This is a genomic window from Pseudomonas sp. Irchel s3f7, from assembly GCF_900187615.1.
GTDB lineage: Bacteria > Pseudomonadota > Gammaproteobacteria > Pseudomonadales > Pseudomonadaceae > Aquipseudomonas.
Window position 1 is genome coordinate 39623 of sequence record NZ_FYDO01000025.1, and the last position, 15928, is coordinate 55550.

The 15928-nt window shown below is 62.5% G+C and carries 14 protein-coding genes; 2 read left to right on the plus strand and 12 right to left on the minus strand.

The window, feature by feature from the left end:
* Positions 1 to 34: 34 nt before the first annotated feature.
* A complete protein-coding gene (locus tag CKW19_RS20815; protein ID WP_095059628.1) occupies positions 35 to 490 on the plus strand; it encodes a nuclear transport factor 2 family protein in 456 nt (151 codons plus the stop codon).
* Positions 491 to 783: 293 nt separating this feature from the next.
* On the opposite strand, the gene CKW19_RS20820 is transcribed toward CKW19_RS20815, so the two are convergent.
* From CKW19_RS20820 to CKW19_RS20865, 10 genes are all read right to left on the minus strand, one after another.
* The gene (locus CKW19_RS20820; RefSeq protein WP_177408840.1) at positions 784 to 2166 is read right to left on the minus strand and encodes a DUF1329 domain-containing protein; all 1383 of its coding nucleotides are present in this window, start codon (positions 2164 to 2166) and stop codon (positions 784 to 786) included.
* A 91-nt stretch (positions 2167 to 2257) separates the two neighbouring features.
* Entirely contained in the window at positions 2258 to 3940 is a 1683-nt protein-coding gene (locus CKW19_RS20825) for a class I adenylate-forming enzyme family protein (protein WP_095059630.1), read from the minus strand.
* Positions 3941 to 4132: 192 nt separating this feature from the next.
* Positions 4133 to 5275, minus strand: a complete 1143-nt coding sequence (locus CKW19_RS20830; protein WP_095059631.1) for an acyl-CoA dehydrogenase family protein — start codon at positions 5273 to 5275, stop codon at positions 4133 to 4135.
* Complete coding sequence (locus CKW19_RS20835; protein ID WP_095059632.1) at positions 5272 to 6477, minus strand: acyl-CoA dehydrogenase family protein; 1206 nt, start codon at positions 6475 to 6477, stop codon at positions 5272 to 5274. The genes CKW19_RS20830 and CKW19_RS20835 overlap by 4 nt, the downstream gene beginning before the upstream one ends.
* A 65-nt stretch (positions 6478 to 6542) precedes the next feature.
* On the minus strand, positions 6543 to 7712 hold the full coding sequence (locus CKW19_RS20840) for an acyl-CoA dehydrogenase family protein (protein ID WP_095059633.1): 1170 nt from the start codon (positions 7710 to 7712) through the stop codon (positions 6543 to 6545).
* Between the two features lie 10 nt (positions 7713 to 7722).
* Complete coding sequence (locus CKW19_RS20845) at positions 7723 to 8901, minus strand: lipid-transfer protein (protein ID WP_095059634.1); 1179 nt, start codon at positions 8899 to 8901, stop codon at positions 7723 to 7725.
* Between the two features lie 17 nt (positions 8902 to 8918).
* Positions 8919 to 9338 carry a MaoC family dehydratase gene (locus CKW19_RS20850; RefSeq protein ID WP_095059635.1) on the minus strand — a complete coding sequence of 140 codons (420 nt, stop codon included), beginning with the start codon at positions 9336 to 9338 and terminating at the stop codon, positions 8919 to 8921.
* Entirely contained in the window at positions 9310 to 10443 is a 1134-nt protein-coding gene (locus CKW19_RS20855; protein ID WP_095059636.1) for an acyl-CoA dehydrogenase family protein, read from the minus strand. Before CKW19_RS20855 ends, CKW19_RS20850 begins: the two co-directional genes overlap by 29 nt.
* Positions 10444 to 10451: 8 nt before the next feature.
* On the minus strand, positions 10452 to 11420 hold the full coding sequence (locus CKW19_RS20860; protein WP_095059637.1) for a bifunctional MaoC family dehydratase N-terminal/OB-fold nucleic acid binding domain-containing protein: 969 nt from the start codon (positions 11418 to 11420) through the stop codon (positions 10452 to 10454).
* A 56-nt stretch (positions 11421 to 11476) separates the two neighbouring features.
* Positions 11477 to 12262, minus strand: a complete 786-nt coding sequence (locus CKW19_RS20865) for an SDR family oxidoreductase (protein WP_095059638.1) — start codon at positions 12260 to 12262, stop codon at positions 11477 to 11479.
* Positions 12263 to 12404: 142 nt separating this feature from the next.
* Here CKW19_RS20865 and CKW19_RS20870 point away from each other — a divergent pair, with 142 nt between their 5' ends.
* A complete protein-coding gene (locus CKW19_RS20870; RefSeq protein WP_095059639.1) occupies positions 12405 to 13190 on the plus strand; it encodes an enoyl-CoA hydratase in 786 nt (261 codons plus the stop codon).
* Between the two features lie 253 nt (positions 13191 to 13443).
* Here CKW19_RS20870 and CKW19_RS20875 read toward each other — a convergent pair whose 3' ends face one another.
* Together CKW19_RS20875 and CKW19_RS20880 are read right to left on the minus strand one after the other, a co-directional pair.
* On the minus strand, positions 13444 to 14223 hold the full coding sequence (locus CKW19_RS20875; RefSeq protein WP_095059640.1) for an SDR family oxidoreductase: 780 nt from the start codon (positions 14221 to 14223) through the stop codon (positions 13444 to 13446).
* The gene (locus CKW19_RS20880) at positions 14220 to 15923 is read right to left on the minus strand and encodes an FAD-binding protein (protein WP_095059641.1); all 1704 of its coding nucleotides are present in this window, start codon (positions 15921 to 15923) and stop codon (positions 14220 to 14222) included. The genes CKW19_RS20875 and CKW19_RS20880 overlap by 4 nt, the downstream gene beginning before the upstream one ends.
* Positions 15924 to 15928 lie beyond the last annotated feature (5 nt).

Consider the following 15928-nt stretch of genomic DNA (forward strand, 5'->3'; position numbering starts at 1 on the left):
TGTGGCCATCGCCTTCCCCTTGGAGTTGAATAACATGCTGGATCTCGTTGCCATCGAGCAGATCAAACAGCTCAAGGCCCGCTATTTTCGAGGTATCGATACCTGTAACCTCGAACTACTGCGCAGCATCCTCGCCCCCGAGGTGAGGATCAGCTTTCAAAGCCCGACCTACCAGCTCGAACTCAACGGACTGGAGCAGGCCATCGAGTTCTACCGCACCAACTTCACCAATCGCCGTTTCGGCATGCACAACGGCCACACCCCGGAAATCGTGGTCAACGGTGATGAAGCCACTGGCCTCTGGTACCTCAACGACCTGTTCATCAACCTCGATAAGCAGACCCTGCTTAACGGCAGCGCGATCTATGAGGATAGCTACATCAAGATACAAGGCGAATGGCGCATTCTCCGTACCGGTTACAAACGGCTGCTGGAGATCATCGGCCCACTGGATCCCCAATGGTCGATCACCTCTCAGCCGATCAACTGACTGACAACCTGAAAGTCAGCGTGTAATCGCGCTGACTGGGTTTTTTGCTCGCAACGAAGATGTCTAGCCCTGAACTAACGCCAGCTGCTACAGGTAATGGGACGTTGTTGAAAGAACGCGTCTGACCAGCAAAAAAAGGTTCTTCACGGCATCTCGGGAAAACAAGAGCATCGTGCTGATCTGTCTCAGGTAAATCCTCCTGCTATCGAATAACCTTATTGCAGAACCCAACCCAAAAAGGCCCCACCGTTACCCGGCGAGGCCTTTACTTGTAGCGGGTATTGCCGAAGTCGTTACCGCCCGATCGCCCGCGCCGCATCCGCGGTGTATTGGTCCGGGGTGAATTTGCCTTCGTTGAGGATCGGGCCCTTCTTCGACTCGTTGGTCATGCCGTAACCGGTGTACTGGCCTGAATTCAAGTCCATGAAGAATTGCGACCCGGCCTGCCAGCCACTCATGTCAGGGTGGTAGTAGTAGTTGACCATGGCGTGCTTCCACAGCTGCCCGCGGGCATCGTAGTTGTCGGCCATGACCGAGTTCCAGGTGTCTTCGTCGATGAACAGCACACGCTTGCCATAGACATGGCGATAGCCTTCCTTCAGGTCAGCTTCCAGCACCCAGACGCGACGCAACTCATAACGCATGAACTCCGGGTTGGGATGGTTGGGGGTCAGCATGTCGGCATATTTGATCGACGCGGTGTTGGGCTTGAAGGCGTTGGCCGGGCTGTAGATTTCACGCTTGCCAATGAGCTTCCAGTTGAAGCGCTCCGGAGTGCCGTTGAACAAACGGTCCTCGTCGACGGTCATGGTGCCGTTGGTGCCAATCATTGGTTGATCGAAGCCGTAGCCCGGTAGTTGCCGTACGCGGCGGGTGGATGGGCTGTAGGACCAGGCCTGGCGTGAGTCCGTACCGAAGTTGTAGGGTTCGTGCGAAATGCTCAGCGTGCCGTTGTCACGGGCCGGTTTGAGGGTCATGTTGTTGCTCATGGCCGAAATCTTGTCTTCGGTCCTGGAGTCGGCACTGGGTGAATTGGCCAATGCCAGGTTACGGGCATATGCACGCCCCCAGCCGATGCTGCCATTGGGCAGGACCGAAGCCAGATCGGTGGTTTTTTCCTCGGTGTAGGCACGCGCCGGCTGTTGGTGGTTCCACAGCAATTCCATGCCGTTCTTGGGAATCGGGAACGGCACCTGGCCAATCCCGGTAAAACCTGCACCGTCATTGACCAGTTTGGCCTGCAATGCGTTGTCCATCGCACGGCGGCACACATAATCCGGATAGCGGAAATCCCGATGGCCCGGGTAGATGTTCATTTTGTAGGTGGTCGGATACTTCTTCAGCAGCGCCTTCTGGCCCTCGGTCAGGTGCGACTCGAACTGGCTCATGTTCTGCGCAGTGATCACCAGAATCGGCTTCTCCGCCGCATAGGGGTCCACCGGCTGGTCGCCGGAGAACTTCACATGATTCCAGCCCGGGACTTCACCCAGGTACTTGCCGGTGTACGGCGGAATGGTGCCCTCGGCATTGCCGGCTTGCTCGGCGCCGACACAGGTCAGCTCCTTGCCCAGTTTGGCTGCTTCCTGAGGTGACACCGCGGCGTGCGCAAAACCCATCAGCCCGCTATTGGCTGTGACTGCGACCGCGAGCATGAGACCTGTTCTTGTTATTTTCATGTGATGCCTCCTTCGCTGATAAGGCTGTGTGGATGGACCCATTGTTCGGTTTCTGCCGGCCCCGACATCGTCCGGAAAGACTAAGGCAGCGCTATGCGCCCAACTTTTCTTGCAGCTGTGCCTTGAGCACCTTGCCGGTGGCGTTGCGTGGCAAGGGTTCGAGTACCCGATAGACCTGCGCCGGCACTTTGTAGGCGGCCAGGCGCTGGGCGATGAAGGCGCAGATTTGCGCTTGCTGGGGCAGCGTCGAAGCCTGACCATGCACGGCCAGCCCCACCGTTTCACCCAGTAGCGGATCGGCGATGGCGAACGCCGCAGCTTCCAGGACACCGGGCATATCGAGCACGCACGTCTCGATTTCTGCGGCGGAAATTTTCTCGCCTCCGCGGTTGATCAACTCCTTGACCCGGCCGGTGATACTGAGGAAGTCCTCATCGTCGAGGTAGCCGATATCGCCCGTGTCGAGCCACCCGTCGCGCAGGCTTTGTGCGGTGGCTTCAGGCAGGTTCCAGTAGGCGCTCATCAAGGTCGGCGAACGCAGCCAGATCACCCCGCGAGTGCCCGCAGGCTGCGGTCGGTGCGGATCATCGCCAATGCGAATATCGACGATCGGCAAGGCCCACCCCGCCGCTGCCGGCTTGTAGATGAACGGGTCGCCACCGATGGCAGCGCCGATGCCGTTGCTTTCGGTCAGACCGTAGCCGGCGCCGCCGATGGCATCGGGCTTGAGCTTGAGCATGTTGTCCAACACCCCGGCGGACGCCGCTCCACCACCCAGCCCCAAACCGAACAGACTGGCGGTGTGCTCGCCGCCAAAGCGCGGTGAGGCGAGCAGTTGCTGCATCATCACCGGCGCCCCGTTGAACTGGGTGCAACGCTCGTCACGAATCAGGTCCAGTGCCTGCTCCACATCCCACTTGTACATGAGCAGCAACCGCCGTCCGCCGCGCAGGGCCGAGAGGAACTGCGCATGCAGGCCGCTGACGTGGAACATCGGCACCGCTGCCAGTGTGGTCGGCGGGTAGCCGCTGTTGATCACCACGCCGATGCGTTCAGGCGAACTCATGGCGCAGAACGCGCCCTGAAAATCCAGGGCAAACAGCGCCTGGCAGATGGCCCGGTGACTCGACACTGCACCCTTGGCGCGGCTGGTGGTGCCCGAGGTGTAGAGGATAAGCGCCGGCGCATCGGGATCGATTTCCAGCGTTGGCACCGGCAATGCCGGAGCGCCGATCAGGTCTTCGAAACGCAGGCAATACTCGGGCAACGACCCTGCCTGGGCTCCGACGACAATCGTCGCCCGCTGTTCACGGGCGAGGTCTGCGCGCAGGGTTTCGAGGCGCGCTTCGTCACACAGCAACAGGCGCGAACCACTGTCCTGCAAAGCGTATTGCAACTCATCGCGCAGCCCCCAGCTGTTGAGCGGCACACACACCGCGCCGCAGCGCTGGATAGCGGCGAAGGCCACCAGCCACGCCGGCTGGTTGCGCATGGCAATCGCCACCCGCTCGCCCGGTTGCAAGTCAAAGCGGGCAACCATCTGCCCGGCCAGGCGATCGACCTGATCGTAGAACTGGTTGAAAGTCAGGCGTTGCGACTGCCAGATCAGGAACTCACGGTCGCCATGGACTCGACCGGTGTCCAGCACCTGCAACAGGTCGTGCGCGGCGTGACGGAAGAAGCGTGGAGCGCCGTCATCGGGCGTCACCACTTCAAACGGCGCACCGGGGGCGATCAGTTGCCGCCACGCGGTTTGCCAGCGTTCAATGCTCATTATTGTTTTCTCCAGGACAGCCGGGGTAGCGCCCCCAATGGCGTGCAAGTGGGCCAATGTCAGTCGGTCAAGCGACATCCCTGTGGGAGCGAGCCTGCTCGCGATGAGGGCGTGTCAGTCGATATAAATGCCGCCTGTTACACCGCTATCGCGAGCAGGCTCGCTCCTACAGGAGTTGACTGCCTACAGGTTCTACGCGTGGGCGGAATAGCGCTCGCAATGGAAATCCCGGTCGCCCAGACAGCTCTGCGCCACACGGACACGCTTGAGGTACAGGCCGACATCCAGCTCGTCGGTGACGCCAATGCCGCCGTGCATCTGCACGGCTTCGTTGGCCACCTTGATTGCCGTGTCGCCGGCCTTCCATTTCGCCAGGCTGACCAGTCGCGCACGTGCCCCTGCGTCGTGGCCGGCGTCATCCAGAGTCGCCAACGCAGCCATCAGCGCACTACGGCTCAGCGCCAGGTCGATGTACATTTGCGCGGCACGATGTTGCAGAACCTGAAAGGTGCCAATCGGCGTGTCGAACTGCACGCGGGTCTTGAGGTACTCCAGCGTGGTTTCGAACAGTTGTTCGGCCATCCCTAACAGCTCCGCGGCGAGGCAAGTGCGGCCACGGTCCAGCACCGTTTCCAGCGCAGCCCAGCCCTCGCCCAGGGTGCCCAGCAGCGCTTCGCTGCCCAATTGCACCTGGTCCAGTTGCAGCCGTGCGCTGTTGCGCGAGTCGATCAGCGACAAGGCGCTGACGGTCAAACCCGGTGTACCGGCTGGCACCAGGAACAGGCTGATGCCGTGCGTGTCGCCCGGTTGTCCGGCGGTGCGCGCAGCTACCACGAAGGCATCTGCACCCAGCCCGTCGACCACCCAGAACTTGTCGCCGTGCAAGCGATAGCCCTGCCCCTCGGCTTTAGCCGTTAGGGCAATGCGGCTCGGGTCGTGGCGCGACTGTTCGTCCACGGCCAGGGCCAGGCGCTGTTCACCACTGATCACGGCTTGCAACCAGTGCGTCTGTTGCGCGGAGTTGCCCGCCAGAAGTACCAGCGAACCGCCGAGGACTACGCTGGACAACAGCGGCGTTGCGGAGAGATTGCGGCCCATGGATTCGAAGATCGGCCCAAGGCCCTTGCAACCGAAATCCAGGCCGCCAAAGTCTTCCGGAAACGGAATCGCACTCCAGCCCAGATCGACCGCGCCCTGCCACAACTGCGCATCGAAACCCGCCTCAACCGCGTCATCGCGCAGTCGACGCTGGGCACTGACCGGGCTGCGCGCGGCGAGAAAATCCCGGGCACTGTCGGCCAGCAAACGTTGTTCGTCGCTATAGCGCAGGCTCATGGGGTAACTCCTTTTTTAGCGTCGGGTAAACCCAGCACGCGCTTGGCGATGACGTTCAACTGGACCTCCGAGGACCCGCCGGAAATGGTCAGCGCATAGCTGTTCAACCAGGCGCGGGTCACCGCCAGTTGCTGCTCGCTGAATGCCGCGCTCTCCCAGCCAAAGGCATCCCCGCCCATGGCATCGAGCAGCACTTCGAATTTGTCGCGTTCCTGTTCGGTGTGCACCAGCTTCATGATCGACATCAGGCCACCGATGTCGTCGCCAGCCCGAGCCTCTTCGCCCATGCGCTGCACGGTCAGGTTGTAGGCATGCTCGTTCATCGCACAGGCCGTGGCCCGCGCCTGCAGGGCGTGCTCGCTCTGGGACCGGGGCGCCGGCACGTATTCGCGCATCAGGGCCAGCAGGTCGAAGTGCGACGGCAGGCTGAACTCGCCGAATTTCGACATCGCCTTGCGTTCGTGTTGCAACAGGTACTTGGCCAGGTTCCAGCCGCCATTCAACGGCCCGATCAGCTGGCTCTTGGGCACTTTCACGCTGTCGAAGAACACCTGACAAAAGGCCGATTTGCCGCTGATCAAATCGATCGGCTGTGGCTTGACGCCGGGGCTGCGCATGTCCAGCACGATCAGGCTGATGCCCTGGTGTTTGGGCACGCTGAAGTCGGTGCGTACCAGGGCGTACATCCAGTCGGATTTGTCACCGTAAGAAGTCCAGATCTTGCTGCCGTCCACCACGAAGTGATCGCCGGCATCGCGGGCGGCCATCTTCAGGCTGGCCAGATCGGAACCGGCGTTCGGCTCGGAGAAACCCTGACACCAACGCACTTCACCGCGGGCAATCGGTGGCAGTAGATCGCGTTTCTGTTCCTCGCTGCCGTAAGCCAGCAGCACTGGCCCAAGCATCCAGATACCGAGGTTAATCTGCGGCGGCCGGCACTTGAGACGGCGCATCTCACTTTCCAGCACTGCCAGTTGTTCGTCACTTAGACCGGCGCCGCCGTATTCCTCGGGCCACTCGGGGCAGAACCAGCGCTTGTCGCGCATGCGCTCAAACCACAAGCGTGCGTCTTCACAGGGAAACTGCGGGTTCTGGCTGCCCCACACCACATCGCCTTCAGCCATGCCGGTGCGCATCGACAGCGGGCAGTTAGCCTCCAGCCAGGCACGGGTATCGTGCCTGAATTGCTCGATAGTGCTCATGAAAGTCCCCTTCGACTCGCCCCGGATTCGGGGCGGGTACGGTTTTTGTTGTTGATGGACCAACGTCAGCGTTGGGTGCGCGGCATGCCGAGGCCAAACTGGGCGATCAGCTCACGCTGGATTTCATTGGTGCCACCGCCAAAGGTCAGGGTCACCGAACTGCGCAACTCGTATTCCAGCTCGCCCTGCAGCAACGTCGCTGCCGAACCGCTGCGCATCGAGCCATTGGCGCCGAGGACCGCCGCGAGTTTGCGCAGGATCTCGATGGCCGATTCCGAGCCGAACACCTTGGTGGTCGAACTCAGCGCCACGTCCATGCGCTCGTGCTCAAGGTCCGAGGCGATGCGCATGTTGATCAGGCGCATTGCCTCCAGGCGCGCATAACATTCAGCCAGCGAGCTGCGCACCCAGGCCTTGTCCATCGCCCGACGCCCCTGCTCGTCGCTGGCCCGCGCCCACAGATAAACCCGGCGAAAAAGCGCCACTACCTTGTCCGACCAGGTACCCAGGCCGAGTCGCTCGTGGTTCAGTTGCGAGGTGATCAGCTTCCAGCCACCGTTCAACTCACCGACCAGCATCTCGTTGGGCACCCGTACGTTGTCGTAATAAGTGGCCGTGGTCGGAATGCTGGTGGTGGGGATCAAGGTGTGAGAGAAGCCCGGCGTCGTGGTGTCGACGATCAGCAGCGAAATGCCTTTGTGCCGTGCCTGGGTCGGGTCGGTGCGGGCCGCCAGCCAGACGAAGTCGGCCGATTCGGCCCCAGACGTCCACAGCTTGTTGCCATTGACCACAAAGCCCTGGTCATCCTGACGGGCACTGGTTTTCAGTACCGCCAGGTCACTGCCGGCCTCCGGTTCCGAGTAGCCGATGGCGAACATGATTTCGCCTGCGGCAATGCCGGGCAGGAAGCGTTCTTTCTGCAACTCGCTGCCGTGGGTCATCAAGGCCGGGCCCACGGTACTGATGGTCACGAACGGCAGCGGCGCGCCGGCGATGTTGGCTTCTTCGAAGAAGATCAACTGTTCGGTGGCGGCGTAACCCTGGCCGCCATGGGCCTTGGGCCAGCCGACCGCGAGCCAGCCGTCGCGACCCATCTGGCGGATGGTCTGGCGAAACAGCTCGCCGCCTTCCTTGCCACGCAACTGCTCGCGCATGTCCGGGGTCATCAGGGCCTGGAAATAGTCCCGCACCTTGTGGCGCAGGGCATGTTGTTCGGGAGTGAGGTCGACGAACATCTGGTGCTCCTTACGCTGCGCCGAGAATCAGGCCGCTGGTGGGTACGCCGGTGCCGGCGGTGACCAGCACGTTCTGCACATCCGCCACTTGGTTGACCGCCGTGCCACGTACCTGGCGCACGGCTTCGGCGATGCCGTTCATGCCGTGGATATAGGCCTCGCCCAGTTGTCCACCGTGGGTGTTGATCGGCAGTTTTCCGCCACGGGCGTGGTGCCCGGCGCGGATGAATTCCTTGGCTTCGCCGCGTTTGACGAAGCCGAACTCTTCCAGCTGCGGCAGCACGAACGGGGTGAAGTGGTCGTAGATCACAGCCGTCTGGAACGCGTCCGGGCCCAGGCCCGACTGGCGATACAGTTCACGGGCGACCACGCCCATCTCCGGCAACCCGGTGATGTCGTCGCGGTAGAACGACGTCATGCTCTGCTGGCCGTGGCTGATGCCTTGAGAGCCGGCCTTGATGGTCACCGGTTTCTGCCGCAGGTCACGGGCACGCTCGGCCGAGGTGATGACCATCGCCACGGCGCCATCGGATTCCTGGCAGCAATCGAGCAAGTGCAGCGGCTCGCAGATCCAGCGCGAGGCCTGGTGTTCTTCCAGGGTGATCGGCTTGCCGTGGAAAAACGCCTTGGGGTTGGTCGCGGCAAAATCCCGCGCCGCCACCGCTATTCGGCCGAAGTCTTCACTGGTGGCGCCGTAGGTGTGCATGTAGCGCTGGGCAAACATCCCGACCCAGGCGGCCGGTGTATGGAAGCCGTGGGGCATGTACCAGCCGTAGTTGACGTTGTCGAAAGTCGGCGCCGAAGCGAAGCCGTAGCTGCCGGTACCGAAGCGATACCAGGAACGCTCGTTCATCGCCCGATAGACCACCACCACTTTCGCCATCCCGGTAGCCACCGCCATCGCCGCGTGCATCACCGGCCCACAGGCCGCACCGCCGCCGTGGGGCACTTGCGAGAAAAACTTCACGTCTTTGCAACCGAGCAAACGGGCGATTTCGTACTCCGGGACCTTGTCCACCGAGTAGGAGCTGAAACCCTCGACCTCGGATGGATCGATGCCGGCGTCCTTGAGCGCACTCAAGGTGGCCTCCAGCGCCAGGCGCAATTCAGTGCGTCCGGAGTTTTTGGAAAATTCGGTCGCGCCCAGACCAACGATCGCGGCACGCCCGGAAATCGATGAATCAGTCATCTGTGTCTCTCCGGCTGTCAAGGCAGGACCAGCGCGACCGTGCCGGTCACGTGGTTGCCCATGGAATTTTTGCCGCTCAAGGTGATTTCCACCGAACGGGTGTCCGCATCAACGCCAGTGACGCTGCCATTGAAGGTCATGCAGTCACCGGGATAGTTCGGCGCGCCGAGCTTGATTTTCAGCGCGGTGAACTGTGCCAGCGGCCCGCTCCACTGCTCGATGAACCGCTGCACCAGCCCGTTGGTGGTGAGGATGTTCATGAACACATGGGGCGAACCCAGGGCACGGGCCGCTTCCGCGTCGTGGTGACCGGGGAAGTAGTCACGGGTGGCAATCGCGCCGCCGTTGATCAGGGTCACCGTGATCGGCACGGCAAGTTCCGGCAGTACTTCGCCGGGTTGCACGTCTTCAAAGCGCTTGGTGTTCTTCGAGGTCATATTTCCATCCCAGCTTGTCGTTATCGTTGAGCCAGTCGCCCAGGCGTTCCAGGCTTGCTGCCGAGCCACCCAAGGCAAGGCACAGGCCACGGCTCCAGTAGAGAAAACGGTGGATCGGGTAGGTCAAGTCGACACCGATGCCACCATGCACGTGCTGTGCGACATGGCCGATGCGATGCCCTGCTTCGCAGGCAATCCAGGCGGTAGCCAGGGCTTCGCTGGGCGACGGCAAACCGGCATCGATGCGGTAAGCCAGTTGCCACAGCACGGTGCGCAAGCTTTCGACGGCGATATGGGTGTCAGCCATGCTCATCTGCACCGCCTGGAAGCTGCCGATGCTGCGCTCGAACTGTCGACGTTCGCTGACGTAGGCCACGGTGCGGCGGATCTGCTCTTCGCTGACCCCCAGTTGCAAGGCTGCCAATGCCGCTGTGCAGCGCAGTTCCAGCCAAGCGACGGCCTCAATCGGCAACAGCGCGGCGGCGTTCACGGTCAAGCCGTGAATGTGCAGGTCGGCCACCGCCTCGCCGTGGGTCAACACTGCCGACACCCGTTGAACCTCGGGCGCCGCCAGATCGAGCAGCAGCAAGCGCGGCTGGCCCTCGGCCTGCACCAGCACCAGTGCGGCGCTGGCCAAATCACCCTGGGACAAGGCTGCGACCCGGCCATTTATTGACCAGCCCCCGGCATTCGCTTGCGCCTGCAATTCAATGCCCCGGGCACTGCTCAAGCCGTCGATGGACAGGCTCAGCAGCGCCTCGCCGGACGCCGCCTTGGCAACCCAGCCCGCACTGTCGCCAGCGTCGAAACGGGCCAGGGTCGCGGCAGCCAATTGATGGCGCCACAACGGCACCTGGGCCAGGGCCTTGCCCTGGGCTTGCAGCACCAGCATCAGTTCGGTCATGCCCAGACCGCTGCCGCCGTGTTCTTCGGGAATAGCCAGGGCATGCAGCCCGGTCTCGATACACAGCGCCCACAGCGGCGCCATCATCGGCTCGCCGCTGGTGTCCCACTGGCGCATGTAGTCGTCATGACAATGGTCGACAAACAAGCCGTCAGCCATCTGCGCAATGGCGCGCTGGTCTTCGCTCAATTCGAAATCCATGGTGGCTCCTATGCCTCTACCGGCCGGAACAACGGCAGGGTCAGCTGGTCATCGAAGGTCTGGAACTCGACCTGAAAACGCTGGCCGATCTGCAATTGCTCACGCTCGATGCCGACCAGGCCGGCGATCAGGCGCACGCCCTCTTCCAGTTCGATCAGGCCAATCGGGTTGGGGTAATCGAATGGCGGCACTTCGGGGTAGTGCATCACCACGAACGAATACAACTGGGCGCGGCCACTGGCCTGCACGGTGTCCCAGTCGAAGCTGTGACATTCGATGCACACCGGTGCCGGTGGATGGCGCAGGGTCTGGCAGGCGGTGCAGCGCTGGATCAGCAACTGGCCCTGCTCGCAGCCTTCCCAAAAGAAGCGGGTGTCGTCGCTGATGCCCGGCAGCGGGCGCTTGGCCTTGACCGGTGCCGACTCAACCTTGGCTGGCGCCTGGGCATTGGCCGCGCGGAACTTGAAGACGCGAAACAGCAACTCGCCCACCGGCTCGTCGCCACCGGCTTTTTCGACGAAGTGGCTCATCACCAGGGTGACAAAAAAACCAGTGCCCAGGGCGGTGGTTTTTTCATCGCCCACCGCATCCAGGCGCGTGGTGTAGTAGAGCTTTTCCCCCAGGCGCACCGGACGGGTGAAGGTCAGTTCAGAGTTCACCGCCACGGTCGAGGCGTAGCCGTAGGCTTCCATTTCCTTGAGCACCTCGTACGGGTTCTCGTCGGTGGAGCCAGGCGGATAGTTGTTGGCGTGCAGGCCTTCCATGGTCCACACCTGCAACATCGCCGGTGGAGCGATCAGGCCCTCATACCGGGTGCCCTGGGCAAACGCCGGGTCGGTGTAGAGCGGGTTGTCCACGCCCATGACTTCGCACCACTGGCGAATCATCGGGGCATTGACCTCGTCCCAGGCATACACGCGGCCGTATTGGCGCCCCACCAGGGCGCGCACATTGGATAGCAATTGTGGATCAGCCAAAGTCGTCTCCTTCACATTGAAGGCGGCCACCGAACCCGGTCGCCGCAATAGGTCGATCAGGTGGGCAGAACCTGCGCAGCACCGAGAAATGCCGGGCGTTCACCACCGCCGTGCAGCAACAGGTTGCAACCGCTGGCGTAGCTGGCCAGCGGAGATGCGATGTAAAGGCAGGCGTTGGCGATGTCTTCGGCCACCGCCATACGAGCGGCCGGGATGCCGGCAGCCACGGCAGCGATACCGGCCTCGGAGCCGTAATGCAGATGCGCCTGCTCGGTCAGCACCAGCCCCGGGCTGACCGTGACCACCCGCACCTTGGGGCCCCACTCCACCGCCAGCGATTGCACCAACGCCAGCACCCCGGCCTTGGCCGCGCCGTAAGCGGCGGTGCCTGGCGAAGAACGTAGTGCACTGATGCTGCCGATAAAGACGATGCAACCACCCTGCGCCTGTACCTGCATCAGCCGGTTGGCGTGCTGGGCGACATTGAGCGGCGCGATCAGGTTCAGCCCGATGATGCTTTCGTGGAACCTGGGCGAGGCCGTGGCCGCTTCGGCGGACGGACTGCCGCCGGCGTTGTTGATCACCACGTCGAGGCGCCCGAAGTCGCGCTCGATGCTGGCGAACAGGCGTTGCAGGGAGTCGTGGTCACGCACATCGGCGGCAATGAAGCTCGCACGCTTGCCACCCACTGTCGGCACCTGCTCAGGCTCGCGCCGGGCACAGACGATCACCCTCGCGTTGGCAGCGAGGAACCCCCGTGCGATACCCGCGCCGATGCCCTTGGTGCCACCGGTGACCAGCACCACTTTGCCGCTGTAATCAAGACCCGAATGCAGCTCCATCATGTGCTCCTTTCTCTACTGACAAGGGTCACTCTAGGGACGAACCTCGGGTCAAACTACGTCTGAACGGACGATGAAAATTAAACCTCGCGAACAGGACACTGGTGGTCATTCACACGTTTTCTGGTCTTTGAGGATGCCCATGTCCGACCCATCCGTTGCACCGGTTCTGCTCGAACGCCCACTGCCCGGCGTGGCCCTGCTGCGGCTCAACCGCCCGCAGGCGACCAATGCCTTGAGTCTGGAATTGCAGGCGCTGCTGTCGCGGTATTTCAGTGAACTGGCGATTGATCCCGAGGTGCGTTGCATCGTGCTGACGGGCGGTGACAAGGTGTTCGCGGCGGGTGGCGACATCAACAGCATGGCCGGGGTCGGCGCCATCGATATCTACAAACGCCACACCGAGCGGGTCTGGGGGCCGATCCAGCATTGTCCGAAACCGGTGATCGCGGCGGTCTGCGGTTACGCCTATGGCGGAGGTTGCGAGCTGGCGATGCACGCCGACCTGATCGTCGCCGGGCGCAGCGCACGCTTCTGCCAACCGGAAATCCGCATTGGCATCATGCCCGGCATCGGTGGCACCCAGCGGCTGGTGCGCGCGGTGGGCAAGGTCAAGGCGATGCGCATGGCGCTCACTGGGCAACCGATCAGCGCCGAGGAAGCCTGGGTGGCAGGTTTGGTCAGTGATCTGGTGGACGATGACCAGGTGCAGGCCCACGCCCTGGAACTGGCGCGCGTCATCGCGGCGATGCCGGCATTGGCCGCCGAGCAGATCAAGGAAGTGATCCTGGCAGGCATGGACGCCCCGCTGGAAACCGGCCTGGCCCTGGAGCGAAAAGCCAATGCCCTGCTGTTCGCCTCACGGGACCAGAAAGAAGGCATGCAGGCGTTCATCGACAAACGCCCGGCGCAATTCGAGGGGTACTAGGCGTTCGTCAACCAAGACGCATACCTGTAGGAGCTGGCTTGCCAGCGAAGGCGGCCTGCCGGCCGTTCTGACCGGTAGTTCATGCGCACTCCTTGTAGGAGCGAGCCTGCTCGCGATGGACTAAAACGATGATGCGTGCTGTCTGAATGAACCCATTGTCAGGAAGTTTTTCGCGAGCAAGCTCGCTCCTACAGGGGATCGGGGACACCCGCAAAATCAGTGTCGACTGGAAGGCCGCCTTCGCGGGCAAGGGTTAGATACTCATCACCATCTGCCCACTATCGATACGCAACTCGACACCATTGATCGCCCGAGCCTCGTCGCTGGCAAGGAACAGCACACTGGCCGCCACATCCTCGGGCCGACACATGCGGTTCATCGGGTCGCTATCGATAGTCAGGCGATTCGGGTCAACACCCTCGGGGAAACCCCCGCGGGTCATGTCGGTGAGTACGCCATCAGGGTGCAGGGTGTTACAGCGAATGCCGTATTTACGCCGCCGGCAAAGCACCGCCACCGAACGCGACAACGCCGCCACCGCCCCCTTTGAAGCACTGTAGGCCATGTAATCGTCACGCCCGGCCAAGGCCGCGATGGACGACAGATTGATGATCGAACCTCCGTTTTCCTTCATCAATGCAATGCCTTCGCGACAGCCCAGAAACACACTGTCTGCATTCACGCGCATTACCTTGTGCCACTGCTCCAGGCTGGTGTCTTCAATCGAACCGCAGATGAGGATGCCAGCGTTGTTTACCAGGATATCCAAGCGTCCGTAGTGCTCGCGCACATGGTCGATGACCTGGCGCCACTCACCTTCGCTGCTGACATCGTGGCGGATAAAGTCTGCAGCCGGTCCGATTTCCACCGCCAGAGCCTGGCCCGCCTCGACGTCCAGGTCGCTGATCAACACCTTGGCACCTTCGGCCGCCAGCAGCCGCACGCTGGCAGCGCCGATCCCCTTGGCGCCGCCGGTGACCAGCGCGACCTTGCCGTGAACTCGGCCATTCTTGTTGTGGTGATTGAGGGTCATCGTGTCATCTCATGTGCGTGGGTCGTTTGAAGTTGCCGGTCGTGCGGGCGGGCGACGGCGGCACCGGCTCGACGGCCGGAGAACACGCAGTCGGCCAAGGACAGGCCGCTGATGTACAGGTGCGAAGGAATCCCCAGGGCACTGCGCCCAGCCGCGTACAGGCCGTCGATCGGCTGGCCTTGCTCGTCCAGCACCGCGCCGCTGCGCTCATCCACGCGCAAGCCGCCCAGGGTCAGGGCACCGAGGGGGAATACCGGATTGGTCACGGAGATATCGCAGGCATAGAAAGGTCCTTGCTCCAGCACCTGGCGCCCGCCCTCGGACTTGCCGAACGGCTCCGGCGCCTCGCCACGGGCGGCGGCGTTGGCGGCCAGCACCGAGGCCCGCAGCACGGCAGGGTCCATGGACGTCGCGTCGGCCAGCTCGCTCAGGCTCTTGCCCTTGCGCACCTTGAACAGCATCAGCGCCAGAGCCGGAAAACTCTGGAACCACCAGTAGCCACCAAACAGCGCCTCGCGAATGGCCTTCTTGCGCAACGGCGCATCCAGCACCAGCCACGCCTTACCGCCCTGCTCTTCCATCAAGGGTTGGCCGAGGGTGGCACCATAGACCTCTTCATTGCAGAAGCGCCGCCCCTCGCGATTGACCACAATGCCTTTGTGCCAACTGTACGGAGGGTTGAGGAATCGCCACGCCGATACCCGCTCAAGCCCACGACTCTGGCCGCCGACACTGGCACCCAGGCGCAAACCACTGCCATCGCAACCGGTGGCTCCAACCTTGAAGTTGCGCAGGAACTTCGGTGCATGCTGCTGAATCATCTGGCGATTGAAGATGAAACCACCGGTACTCAGGATCACCCCGTTGCGCGCAAGCACCCGGCGTGACTGGGCGAAATCCCGTTCAAGCTGACAGACTTTCTGGCGAAGTTTGTTGCAATAGCCAGGGGCGAAGTTTTGCAATCGTTCGGCGCGGGCCGCCAGTCGTGCATGCAACTGCGCTTGCTTGCTGCCAACGGGCATACACCAAAACTCGGCACCCAGTACCCGCCCCCGGGGATCGATCACCAGCCGTCGCGCCGCCGCCTGCAACAGCGTCTTCGCTCCGGCCTTCAGGCACGCTGCCTTGAGGTGGGAATAGAGCACCGCGCCGCCCTGCCCCTTGCCCACGGTGCGATGCCCTCGTGGTGCCGGAGGCAGGGGACCACCGTGGTCAGGTACCAATTCGTTACCCGAGTAATAGAGGAAGTAGCCGTCGGGCGGGTACGAGGTCTTGCCCCCGCCCGGTGGCATCTGGTGGGCGTAGGGCGCGCCGTGGCTTTCCAGCCAATTGAGGTTACTCACGCTGTCATCACAGAAGCGCCGCAACGTGTCGTCACTGACAACGCCCTGGGTTTCGTGCTTGAGGTAATCGAACATGGCATCGGGACTGTCGTTAAAGCCCGCAGCCTGCTGATGGCGAGTGCCGCCACCGGCGTAGACCACCCCACCACTTTTGGCGCTGGCACCGCCGCCGGTGAAGCGGTCGGCGATCAGCACATCGGCGCCTTGGGCGCGAGCTTCTAGCGCGGCGCAAGCACCGGCCGCGCCCCAGCCAACGACCAGCACATCGCATTCTTCGTCCCAGGTCACGCTGTTGCTATCAGCCACCTGCAAGGGCGGCAGCGCTTCGGTGCTGGGGAGGTTATCGGACATTGACATACACG